This window comes from Acinetobacter sp. ANC 5045 (genome assembly GCF_004331005.1).
Classification (GTDB): domain Bacteria; phylum Pseudomonadota; class Gammaproteobacteria; order Pseudomonadales; family Moraxellaceae; genus Acinetobacter; species Acinetobacter towneri.
On the sequence record NZ_SJNS01000003.1, the window covers coordinates 77,558 to 89,642 of the forward strand.

Here is a 12,085-nt window from a genome sequence, read left to right on the forward strand (position 1 = left end):
CTTTGCAGCGACAAATCAGACAATATTGAGATTATTGATAAAACTTGCTTAGGCTATTTTATGTCGCAACCTTTAGATGTTTTGGGCGGAATTACCGCAGAACAATTCCTAAGTGAATATTGGCAAAAAAAACCACTTTTGGTACGCAATGCACTCCCAGAAATTGCCAACCTACTTGAACCTAGTGATGTAATGGAACTGGCACTTGAAGAAGATGTGACTGCCCGTTTAATCAAACAAAAAGATCGCGATCCAAATCAATGGACTGTGAAATCATCACCGCTCATTAAGGCTGATTTTCAAAAAATGCCAAAGTTGTGGACGCTATTGGTACAAGCCGTTGATCATTACTCTTTTGATCTCGCTGAACTTTGGAAAAAATTTCCTTTTATTCCGCAATGGCGACGTGATGACATAATGGTGTCTTATGCCCCTAAAGGCGGCTCTGTAGGTCAGCATTTTGATTTCTACGATGTGTTTTTGCTACAAGGCTATGGACATCGTCGTTGGCAACTTGGGCAAATGTGTGATGCTGAAACTGAATTTGTCGCAGGACAACCGTTAAAATTATTGCCTGAAATGCAGGTCAATTTTGATGAAGTTCTTGCACCTGGCGATTTACTCTATGTGCCACCGGGTTTGGCACATTATGGCGTGGCGGAAGATGATTGTCTGACGTTCTCGTTCGGTTTCCGCATGCCGAATATTAGTGAAATGATGGATCGAGTGAGCGATAAATTCTCTGCCGATGAAATGTTACGCACGCCACTACAAGACCTTGTTCGTAAAAAAAATACCCAAATTGGCGAAATGACTGCGACAGAATTGGATTATCTGAAAGCAGAATTGTGGGCGCGTTTACAAAACTCATCGGTGTTGGATGATGCGATTTTAAGCTTAATGTCTGAACCGAAATATCCTGAAAATATTCCTGAAGTAGATGAAATAGGTGTAGGCGATTTAGAAGATGCGCTAGATCAGGGTTATCAAATCATGTTGGAACCCGCCTCTCGCCTACTTTATGCAAATCAGCTAGATGAAGTTTTATTTTGGGCGAATGGTGAAGCGATTTGTGTCGCAGAAGCATCTATCCCTACGCTGCAAAAAATTGCCAATGGTGAACGCGTGCTGCTCGATGAAAACCTTTACGACGCAGATATTCTGGAAGATTTGGTACAACTGCTCAATGAATCCATTTTAATGTTGTTACCTGCTGAAGACGCTTAAAATATTCGTTTCAGCCCCCTCAAGATGATCAATTCATCTTGGGGAATTTAGATAAGCGGGATCTAAAGTTAAAACTGCCTGAATTAACGTATAGCCAGGTGTCGAATTTAATTTTAATTGCCCTCCAACCCGTTCTAAACGCATTTTCATACTGCGCATCCCAATACTCATGCCATGTTCAAGCACGCTATTGGCTTCAAAACCTACACCATCATCCTGAATTTTAAGTACCAATTGCTTAGGCGGTACAAATTGCATACTGACGGATACATGCTTGGCTTGGCTGTGTTTAATCACATTGGTTAAACTTTCTTCTAATACCCGCATCAAAGTTAAGCACTGTAACGAATTCGGCTCAATCACCCATTCATTTGGAAAATCCCACTTGGAATGAATATCCATTTCATCCATCAATTGACTAAAACGATGACGTACTGGCGCAACCCCAATTTTAGGATTTTCAGGCACTTTAGAACCAATGGAAGAACCACTATCAATAATTTGACGTAAATCATCACGCAGTAATTTCAGCATAGATAAGAACTGCTGATTACTCATGTTCTGTTCGCTTTGGTCGACCATAATCATGGAACGTACCAAAGATGCACCCAAACCATCATGCAAATCATGCGATAGATGAATCCGTTCTTGCAAACGCACATTTTCCAGTTCCAAATAATGCTTTTCCGACATACTGCGTTTTAAATCATCACTGACTTCAAAAACTTTAAGCTCTAAATTTTGATTAAATTTCTCAATTTTTTGAATATTTCTTTTTAGACGCATGCCTAAAATAATCGCAATAAATATAGTAATCACTGGCGAGGTATACGGTGATAATGGCTGATATAAACTTGCTGTTGCCGCGTTACTTAAACGAAATACATCTACACCCGCGAAAAGGCCAATCAAGGTTAAACAAAATAACAGCAGATATACTTCTGTTTTTGGGGATTTATACGCTAAATACGCCAAATAAAAATAAACCACGACCAGTAAACTGGCATAACTTAAAAAGACAATCCAAAATACCAGTTTGACATAATCTAAGGGTGTTAAAAACACACAAACAATTACCGCTAAACTCAGAATAAAAATACTTTCTTCCAATATTGGCAAGCGTTGATTGACAAACCTAATTAAATACAGACTAAAAGCTAAAACATAGAGGATAAAAAAGCTTAAATTGGCTTGAGATGCCACCAATACACTTGGGTATGGAAAGGTTTCTGTGGTTAAAAAATGAGAAATAAATAATAACCAGAACATGCAACTCAACGCGAACCAACCAAAACTCTGATCACGGCGTAAAAACAGCCAAATAACCAAACATAAAATGCCTAAAGTGGCAGATAAAATCGCATTAATTTCAAATAAAGTACGTTTATTCCATATACTTTGCTGGTGCTGTTCAATATTGTTATGCACATTATTAAAACTTATTTTTCCTATACCCGCATTTTGAAATGCATATCCATTTACATAGACCAATATTTGATTTTTACCTTGTTTTAAGCCTGAAATAGGTAAAATCCAGTAACGTGGCATATTCCAGTTTTTTGACAAAGGCTCTTCTAAATGTTGACTTGCCCAAAGTAAATCTTGATTCAGATAAACTGCCCCTGCACTATTTAAAAAATTCAGTGCAAAAACGATGGGTTGATTTAAACGATGATCACGCTCACAAAACCACTCCCACTCTATTTTGTACCACGCCCCACCATTATAATTTTTCCAGCGATCATCCCAAACGTCGGGCAGTTGAACATTTTCCCAACCCGTTTCAGGTTTTTTATTATGTGATGCTGTTTTGGCAGAGCTGATTGAAAGTACATGCACATTGCAGTACTGATTAATTGGGTACACCACTTGCTGCGCATAGCTTTGCCACGCACAGAACAATAACAACACGCCCAAACCACACTGCCAAAGCCTTTGAATCATAAAAGACCTAAAGTTCTAGCGGTACTGACAGCCTTAGTGCGTTTAGTGACCGACAACTTCCGATAGATATGTTTAATATGACTTTCAACGGTATAACGCGACACAAATAATTGCTCAGCAATTTCACGGTTACTTAAGCCCTGCGCCACCAGATTTAAAATTTCTAATTCACGATTGGTGAGCTGTTCATAATGTGAGTTGAATGCTTGAGCATCGGCGCGATCTGATAAATCTTCGGTCAGCACGGATACTTTTTGATGTGAAATTTGCGATAAAATTTCACGGGCGATAAATGGGTCTATCGGTGCACCACCTCTTAAAATGCTGCGTATTGCGATAATAATTTCAGCATCATCACGTTCTTTAAGCACATAGCCTGTTGCACCTGCTTGAATTGCAGAAAATAAGCTGTCTTGGGTGCTCCATGCAGAAATCACCAAAATTAATGCGCTTGGATCTCTAAAATGTAATTGTTCGATTAGTTCTTTACCATTGCCATCGGGCAAGCCTAAATCGACTAAAGCTAAAGCAATCGGATGATCTTCTATACACGTCATTGCAGCTTTAAGATGACTCACGAAAAATAGCATGTCATCTTGATAGCCAATATCATGCAAAATTTTTCTAAGACGTGACTGAATAATAGGCTCATCTTCAACAATTAAAACCGGTACGGGTAATATCGCTTCCATTTCTGCCATCATTCATCCCCTTGATTATGCTTGTAAATATATCAATCGTTTTGATGTAAACACTATCCCTAGAATTAAGGAGTTTTTCAAATTTAGCTTATTTTATAAACATGAGCATAGCACTGAAACATGAAACTCGAGCATGAAATAAAAAATAAATGTGAAGTACTATTTTATTTTAGAAATCGCTTCACATTTTAATGAGCAGCGCAGCATAAATATGCTTTGATGCCGAGAACAGCATCAAAGCAAATGTAGAGCCGTATTTAAAAGATGGTTGATAAATTAATAATAAGTCTTAGAGCTATGTGCATGTAAAAATGCAGGAATCAGCCCTGTTAAAGCCGCACGAATATCCGCACGTTCATTGATTAATTGATGCGAGCCTTCTTCTAACATGAGTAAGGTTTGCAGGCGGAATTTACGCCGAATAAACTCAATGTTGTAGCGCCAATCTACGGTTTGATCTTGCGCCCCTTGTGCCAACCAAACAGGAATACGGCAAGCTGGACGTTCTTCCATCTCCAACATCCATTTAGACATGGCTAAAATCCAATCCATGCCCATCATTCTAGGTTGCAGCGGGTCTTTTAAACGCACAAAGCGTAAAAATTCAGGATTATGATTATTGCGTCGGAAATGTCGCGGCACTTCACGCTTAATCCGACGGATAATGCCCAAACCAACAGAGTTATGCCACCATGCCGATTTTGCAGGACGAATCAAAGGCGATAACAACAACACACGCTCTACAAATGGATTTTCACGGCGCTGAGCAAATTCCAACAAGTGATGCATCCAAATTGCACCACCTGTACTTTGCCCAATGCCCAACCACGGTTTTGGCAATTGATCGGCATTTTTTACATATTGATAAACCGCATGTAATACTTGCTGATAATGATCAAAATTTTTGATGTTGGCAGGATAACCATCACTCAATCCATGTCCGGGCAAATCATAAGTCAAAACACTAAAGCCCTGCTCTAATAATTCTTTGACGATAGGTTGATAAATCCCGCTATGTTCCAAATAGCCATGCAGTAGAAATACCGTGCCCTGCACCTGATCAAATTTGGTTTTGCTTAAATCGGGTTGAAAAATTTGCACATGCAATTTAAACAACGGCATTTGCACATAGCCTTGCCAATGTTCACAGTCCAACAAATGAAAACCATATAGCTGTCGATAGGCTTGTAACTCAACACTCGGTTCAAAACCACGATTCAAATTTAAAGGTTGTAGAATTTGTGGTGTGGTTTCCCTACTCGGCACTGGCAAATCTAATTGCTTCAACACGCTTGGGTTTAAAAATGGAATATCAGGCATTATGGCACCTCGCGACATGCGCTAGAACCAATCAAGACATCCCGAATGGCGGCAAGCATTTCATAATTGGCACGGCGACTGTGATCATAGTTTTGTTCACTTGGACGCCATGCGGTCAGTTGAGTCGGCATGGGAGCCTCGACTGGAATCGTTTCAATTCCATTCAAAGCAAATAAACGGCGGGTGCGTGGCATGTGATAACGGTCTGTAATCAAAATCACTGTCGGCGCCCCCCCTTTTTTTTGTAATAATAAAGAACTAAAACGTGAATTTTCACAAGTATTCATGCTGCGATCTTCTAATAATTTTGCTTCGACATCATATTTTTTTAACCAACGCTGCATATAAGGTGCTTCTACACCACTCAGTACAATCGGCAATTGATATTGTTTTACCACCGCTAGGGTCGTTTCTAAACGTAAACGTGTGTAGTCATTGACCACAATATCTTTGCCATTATCATCTAAAGTTAAGCCACCACCTAAAACCACAATCGCATAAGGTTTAGAGTTTGCAGGTATTTTTGGAATATTTTGTTGCTGAATTAAAGCAATATCTTTAAAGATTTCTTCATCTACAGGCTCACTTTCGGTTTCGGCAATTTTATGAGTGCTTAAAAACTCCAAGTATTGTTCCATGAGTGCCTGATTTTCATGACTATCCAAATTGAGCAAGGCTTTTACATTTTCGGATGGGTCTTCTACAACCGCTTCAGAAGCTGCATTAGACACCAACAATGGGACTTGCGGCAACTCTTGTTCTGAGGCTATTTTTTTTTGCGTTTGTTCTTCTAAAATAAGCGCTTGTAAGGCTTTATAACGTGCCTGAATTAAAGTTAAATTTTGCGAATTTTTAGATTGGATTTCTTGCTCCATGAGCTTCAGATAAGCTTGTCGGGCAATCCATAAATCTGAACCGGGCTCCAAACTGTCTTGATCACTAAAAGCCGCCATTTGCTGACTTTTTGCTGCCACTTGATTCACTTCTACAGGCACCAAAGTGTTCAGCGTTTTGACCACCAAAGTAGAATAAAAAGGTGAATAAATAAAAATCATGAATGCTGCAAACAATACAAAGAGCACGGCAGCAATTTGTACCAATCTGAGCATCCAACGATTCTGTTTCATCTTCACTTAACCTACCGGTTGATGTGCACGAATCAAACCTGTTTCATCAAATAACACAGGTTCAGGTTCGAGTGAAATACCAAAACGACTCAAAACATCTTGCTGCACAGCACGATAGGTGTGTTGCACATCTGCCAAAGTGGCATCGGCATAATTGACTAAAACCAACGCTTGTTTATGAAACATACCCACCACACCCAGTTGTTTTCCCTTCCAGCCAGCTTGATCAATCAACCAGCCTGCTGCAATTTTAACTTGCGCATTCGGCTGTGGGTAATGGGGTAAATTTGGAAATTGTGCTGCAATTTGGTCAAATTGCTGAGTCGAAATCACAGGATTTTTAAAGAAACTACCTACATTTGGATATTCTGCAGGATTAGGCAGCTTACTTTGGCGAATTTGAATGACTTGTTGCTGCAGATTTTCAGCAGTTTGCTCATCGCCTACAGCAGCTTTTAAGTCGCCATAATTTAATTTTAACGCAGCCTGTTTTAACAGTTTAAAAGTCACATGGGTAATGATGTAACGGTTGGGATGATCTTTAAAAATACTGTGTCGATAGGCAAACTGACAATCTGCAGCAACAATTGAGCTGAATTGTTGGCATTCACGATCATAGACCTGCACAGATTCAATAAACTCACCGACTTCAACGCCATAAGCACCAATATTTTGCACAGGTGAAGCGCCGACCAAACCTGGAATTAAAGCCAGATTTTGCAGACCATATAACTTTTGTTCCGTACTCCACAACACAAACTCATGCCAGACTTGTCCTGCCCCAACTTTTAGGGTGACACTTGCATCATCTTCAGCGCATTTTTCGATGCCCTGAATATCCATGTGCATGACCAAGGCATGAATATGTTCAGGCAATAACATATTGCTACCACCCGATAAAATCAGCACATTTAATTGTTCTGTCTGAGCAAATGCCAAAGCATCCTGTACATCTTGAATATTTTCAATTTTGACATAATGCGACGCAGTTGCATCTAAATTGAGCGTATTGAAAGGTTTGAGTTGCATGTTGTAGTGAATGTGCATGACTTAAACCTTCAATTCAAATTGTTGTTGTAAAACTTTCACCCATGCGCGACTACTCGACTCGCATTGATCGAGCACCCGCTCAAAACCATCGGCTTCGCCATAATATGGATCGGGTAATTCTTGCTGCGTATAATGCGGATCGTGTTCGCTCATTAAGGCTATTTCAGCGCGCAAACTGCCCAGTTCAGCTTCAGCACGGCGCATTAAAGATTGAATATTGCTTAAGTTTTCAAAATCCATCGCCAAAATCAAATCAAACTCGACAAAGTCTTGTATACGTAACTGACGCGCGCGCAATGTAGATAAGTCATAACCACGTTTGAACGCATGTTTTTGGCTGCGTAAATCTGGGGCTTTGCCTGGATGATAATTACTGGTTCCAGCAGAATCTACCAACACATTGAGTTGTTGTTCATCACAAAAATGTCGAAGTACAATTTCTGCCGTTGGAGAGCGGCAAATATTTCCCAAACAAACACATAACACCTTATATGGCGTTTTGGATGACATAAACAACCTCAAAGCTACTTTATTTTTAAGAGTCTTATGTTAAGTTATTTATGATATGAATCCTATATCGTGACCCTACAATAATGTTGAATTAAGTATAAAAATTAGGAATAAAGACGATGCAGCATTTTCAATTTCAAACAGTTGGCAACATTATTTCTGGATTGGGTTCAATTTCTGAACTAAAAACGGTTTTAACCGAAAAAAATTATAAGCGTTTGTTATTGGTCACCGATGCTGGCATTTTACAACAACAATTACATCAACCTATTTTAGAAATTTTAAAGCAACTGCAACTGGACTATGCCATTTACTCGAATGTGCAAGCCGACCCCGCAGAACAGATTGTGTTAGAAGCAGTTGATTTTGCCAAACAGCAAAATATTGATGTTGTATTAGGTTTTGGTGGGGGTAGTGCGATGGATGTCGCCAAAATTATTGCCGTGCTGAGTCATCCTGCACAAACTCAACAACTGTCAGACTTGTACGGTGTCGGCAATGCGAAAGCACCACGTTTACCGCTCATTCTAGTTTCCACTACAGCAGGCACAGGTTCAGAAGTCACACCTATTTCCATTGTCACCACAGGTGCAACCAGTAAAACAGGCATTGTTTCTCCTATTTTATATGCCGATGTTGCCATTTTAGATGCCAATTTTACCCGTCATCTACCTGCACAGATTACCGCAGCCACAGGTATAGATGCGATGGTACATGCCATTGAAGCCTATACTTCTAAAATCAAAAAAAATGCGTATTCAGATTTTCTGGCAAAACATGCGCTGCGTTTACTTGATCAAAACTTAAAATTAGTGCTTGAAGATGGCAGCAATATGCAAGCACGGCAAAACATGCTGTTTGGTTCAATGCTGGCAGGACAAGCCTTTGCCAATGCTCCTGTGGCTGCGGTACATGCGCTTGCCTATCCTTTAGGCGGACATTTCCATATTTCACATGGGCATAGCAATGCATTGGTACTAGCCGAAGTTTTAAAATTTAATGCGCCTGCAGCCAAACAGTATTATGCAGAACTGATGTGTTGGTTAGACTCACGCAGTAAAGGCTGCACAGATGGATTATGTGATTTGTTTATTGATCATTTACAAAATCATTTAGATCAAAGTGGCTTGGTGTTAAAACTCAATGCCCTAGGCATAGCAGAAAACATGCTGCCACAACTGGCAGAAGATGCGATGCTGCAAAGCCGTTTATTGCAAAACAACCCGAGAGCAATGCAAATGCAGGATGCGTTACAGATTTACCAAGCCATTTATGCCTAACATTTACGCTTAACGTTCTGTATTTAACTTTCTACATTTATTTGGGATGATTTCCACCCATTAAAGCATGACACCACGTCGATAAAAATATAGGTAAACTTGTGAAACCTGACACCAAAACCCGTGAGCAATACGCTTTTTTCTTTCCCATCCAAACTCGCTGGGCAGACAACGATATGTATGGACATGTCAATAATGTCACTTATTACAGCTATTTTGACAGCGCAGCCAATGCCCTACTGATGCAAAAAGCAGGCTTTGAACCCAAACGATCACCCTGTATTGGTTTAGTGGTCAATTCCACCTGTCATTTTTTGCAGGAATTGTCCTATCCTGAAATGATTGAAGTAGGTGTTGCTATTCAAAAAATTGGAAACTCATCCTTAATTTATGATTTGGCAATTTTTAAAAACAATCAAAATCTTGCCGCTGCACAAGGACAAGTGGTGCATGTATTTGTAGATCGAATTACACGCCAAAACTGCCCGATTCCTGACTCCATCCGCGAAGCATTACAGCCATATAAAAGCACAGATTCAGCTTGAGCTTAGCAAAAAATAAGGCTGGTTTGACCCAGCCTTAAAATTCTGCAAACAAAAGCTAACAACAGGTTATTTCAACTGAATGTTATGTAATTCGCCATCAAAGTTTTGCAAAATATCTTTCACAATCGGTTCTTGATGCAATAAATTTTCAGCCCGTTGATAAGCGCGTTGTTTGCGCTGTTGCTGCAAAATGTACGGTGTCGTGTCATCCACATTTTCATATTGCACTTTAAACAGAGTTTTACTCCACTGTTCTTTTAAAGCACTTTCTAAAGCATGTTGCAGTTGAGTCAATAACTGCTGATATTGCTCAGGAATATGAAAAACCGATTCAGCATTAATCTGCCCCGTCATTACGCCATGCTGCGCCAATTCTTGCACGGCAGGTGACAACTCGCTGTGTCTAAACCAATATTCCCACTTGTCTAAAGTCCACTCACCTTCTAAAACTTGCGGCTGTAAACGCAGAATATCCTGCGGCATTAATTGATCATCGGCATTAGATGCTATGGTTTGCTGCGGTTGTGCTGTCGCACTGGCAACATTCGGTTCGACTTCAGTCGCTGCTAAATCAAATAAAGCGGTTTCTGCATTACTTACATTTTGTGTAATTGACGGTGAAGCATTATTCGATTGTAGTGTAGATGAAACTAGCGATGTTTCGGCTGATGCAGCAAGATCACCTAACGGTGCAACCGCATCAAAACTTTCCAGTAAAAAGTCATCTTGATTTGGTGTATTGGTTGCCGCTACCGTATTATTTTCTGCTTCACTGTCTAAACCAAATAATGGTTCTGCTGCATTTGGGTCAAATACAATCTGTTCTGTTGGGGCGATATTTTGAACACTTAATACTTCTGGTGCTGACTGATCTACAGTACTTTCAGGCAGAGCATGCTCATGATTCTGAACCACGCTATTTTGTTCATCAATATCAGGTTCATCATCCAAGAAGTCATCGGAAGATGGTTCTACAATGGCAGGCTGTGCTGTGTTTTGCTCAAGGTATTCATTATCTTCATACTCAAATCCATCAATATCCTGCCCAACAGCATGATGAGTTTGAGTATCAGATGCTGCAACTGCGTCCAATTCACCCGCTTGATGCGTCTCAATGGCTGAATTTTGCATTACAGGCTGAGGGGCTTGCTCACTTTGGGTAACAAACTGAGCAGATTCAGGTGCTGTTTGTGCCGTATTAGGTACAGCAGAAACCAACACTTCATTGGCTTGCAAAGGACGAAATGCCAGCAAACGCAGCACACACATTTCAAAACCTTGCTCTTGGGTTACAGCAATTTGTAAATCGGCACGTCCTTTACAGGCAATCTGATAATAGAGCTGAATATCCTGCGCAGAAATCAGTCCTGCAAGCTGTTGTATTTTTTGATTGATCTCAGCACTGTATTTCAGGTTCAAATCTGGCAGATATTGCATGATTGCCAGTTCGTGCAGTGTCGAAATCAATTGATCCAGCACCAAAGACACATCTAAAGCTTGCTGTCTGAATTGCAATAACAACTGACTCACACGCTGCTGCTGGTTTTGATGAATCGCTAAAATCAAATCATAAATAATGGTACGGTCAATCAGCCCCAACATGTCTTTAACATCTTGATGATGAATTTCACCCTGACCATAAGCAATGGCTTGGTCTGTCAAAGACATCGCATCACGCAAAGAACCTTGCGCAGATTCAGCAATCTGCCAAATTGCATCTTGCTCTGCAACAATCTGTTCTTTGGCTAAAATATCCGTTAAATGACTGGTAATTTCATCGACCTGCAATGGACGCAAAGTAAATTGCAAACAGCGCGAAATCACAGTAATGGGGAGTTTTTGTGGGTCTGTGGTCGCAAACAGAAACTTCACATGCTCAGGCGGTTCTTCCAAAGTTTTTAGCAAAGCATTGAACGAATGTGTAGACAGCATGTGCACTTCGTCAATCAGATAAACCTTAAAACGTCCCTGAGTCGGTGCATAAGGTACGTTATCGAGCAACTCACGTGTGTCTTCAACCTTAGTACGTGACGCCGCATCAATTTCGATTAAATCAATAAAACGACCTTCATTGACCGCAGTACAGGTCGGACACACTTCACATGGGGTAGATGTCACGCCTGTTTCACAGTTCAGGCATTTGGCCAAAATACGCGCAATGGTAGTTTTACCTACACCACGTGTTCCCGTAAAAAGATAAGCATGGTGCAAACGCCCACGTTCCAAAGCACTGGTCAATGCCCGTGATACATGGTTTTGTCCCACCAATTCATTAAAATTACGAGGACGATATTTACGCGCAAGTACCTGATACATGAATGCTCCTTTTTACAGGTCTAAGCATACTGTTTTTTTGGCAAAGAGTGAACGTACAATCACGC

General features: G+C 40.3%; 10 protein-coding genes. 3 read left to right on the forward strand and 7 right to left on the reverse strand.

The genetic code is table 11. The features are described 5' to 3' along the window. Positions 1 to 60 precede the first annotated feature (60 nt). Positions 61 to 1,227: a cupin domain-containing protein gene (locus tag E0H79_RS04315; protein ID WP_131260913.1), complete on the forward strand. Its 1,167-nt coding sequence runs from the start codon at positions 61 to 63 to the stop codon at positions 1,225 to 1,227. 33 nt (positions 1,228 to 1,260) lie between these two features. Here the strand turns inward: E0H79_RS04315 and E0H79_RS04320 are convergent, their stop codons facing one another. From E0H79_RS04320 to E0H79_RS04345, 6 genes are all read right to left on the reverse strand, one after another. Then, positions 1,261 to 3,171 (reverse strand): ATP-binding protein, encoded by a 1,911-nt coding sequence (locus tag E0H79_RS04320; protein ID WP_131260915.1) that lies wholly within the window; start codon positions 3,169 to 3,171, stop codon positions 1,261 to 1,263. After that, entirely contained in the window at positions 3,168 to 3,872 is a 705-nt protein-coding gene (locus tag E0H79_RS04325) for a LuxR C-terminal-related transcriptional regulator (protein WP_131260917.1), read from the reverse strand. The genes E0H79_RS04320 and E0H79_RS04325 overlap by 4 nt, the downstream gene beginning before the upstream one ends. A gap of 276 nt (positions 3,873 to 4,148) precedes the next feature. Further along, complete coding sequence (locus E0H79_RS04330; RefSeq protein ID WP_096900878.1) at positions 4,149 to 5,192, reverse strand: alpha/beta hydrolase; 1,044 nt, start codon at positions 5,190 to 5,192, stop codon at positions 4,149 to 4,151. Continuing rightward, entirely contained in the window at positions 5,192 to 6,319 is a 1,128-nt protein-coding gene (locus E0H79_RS04335; protein WP_131260920.1) for a YdcF family protein, read from the reverse strand. The genes E0H79_RS04330 and E0H79_RS04335 overlap by 1 nt, the downstream gene beginning before the upstream one ends. Before the next feature lie 6 nt (positions 6,320 to 6,325). Continuing rightward, positions 6,326 to 7,366, reverse strand: coding sequence for a UDP-N-acetylmuramate dehydrogenase (gene murB / locus E0H79_RS04340; RefSeq protein ID WP_131260922.1), 1,041 nt, complete (start codon positions 7,364 to 7,366; stop codon positions 6,326 to 6,328). A gap of 3 nt (positions 7,367 to 7,369) precedes the next feature. Then, positions 7,370 to 7,879: a low molecular weight protein-tyrosine-phosphatase gene (locus E0H79_RS04345; protein ID WP_004973278.1), complete on the reverse strand. Its 510-nt coding sequence runs from the start codon at positions 7,877 to 7,879 to the stop codon at positions 7,370 to 7,372. Between the two features lie 119 nt (positions 7,880 to 7,998). On the opposite strand from E0H79_RS04345, the gene E0H79_RS04350 reads away from it, so the two are divergent. Both E0H79_RS04350 and E0H79_RS04355 read left to right on the forward strand, forming a co-directional pair. Next, on the forward strand, positions 7,999 to 9,159 hold the full coding sequence (locus E0H79_RS04350; protein WP_131260924.1) for an iron-containing alcohol dehydrogenase: 1,161 nt from the start codon (positions 7,999 to 8,001) through the stop codon (positions 9,157 to 9,159). A 101-nt stretch (positions 9,160 to 9,260) separates the two neighbouring features. Then, positions 9,261 to 9,704, forward strand: coding sequence for an acyl-CoA thioesterase (locus tag E0H79_RS04355; protein WP_165492517.1), 444 nt, complete (start codon positions 9,261 to 9,263; stop codon positions 9,702 to 9,704). A 66-nt stretch (positions 9,705 to 9,770) separates the two neighbouring features. Here E0H79_RS04355 and dnaX read toward each other — a convergent pair whose 3' ends face one another. Further along, the gene (gene dnaX, locus E0H79_RS04360) at positions 9,771 to 12,020 is read right to left on the reverse strand and encodes a DNA polymerase III subunit gamma/tau (protein ID WP_131260928.1); all 2,250 of its coding nucleotides are present in this window, start codon (positions 12,018 to 12,020) and stop codon (positions 9,771 to 9,773) included. Positions 12,021 to 12,085 lie beyond the last annotated feature (65 nt).